Raw genomic sequence first — 231 nt, 5'->3', positions numbered from 1 at the left:
CTGCAGGACACCGCGCGGCTGGGCCAGCAGCTGGCCACCGACCTGATCCGGATTCCGACCATCGACCGCTTCGAGTACCCGCGCAGCGTGCGCAACCTGCGCATGTCCGACCGCCAGGTGTCCTCGTATTCGGGTGGCGGGCGCATCACCCTGCGCCTGATCATCGCGACCACCGGTGAGGTGGTGATGTCCGACAGCTTCGACCACCAGCTGGCCTCGACCGGCCCGAGA

At 68.4% G+C, this 231-nt stretch carries 1 pseudogene; it reads left to right on the top strand.

The features are described 5' to 3' along the window. A pseudogene (locus ACQG3P_RS25055) lies at window positions 1-231 on the top strand (CsgG/HfaB family protein); the annotation flags it as partial.

It is taken from the genome of Stenotrophomonas sp. SrG (genome assembly GCF_050031795.1).
Taxonomy (GTDB): Bacteria; Pseudomonadota; Gammaproteobacteria; order Xanthomonadales; family Xanthomonadaceae; genus Stenotrophomonas; species Stenotrophomonas rhizophila_A.
Note: the sequence above shows the minus strand (reverse complement) of the source record. Positions and strands in the feature narration are given on the sequence as shown.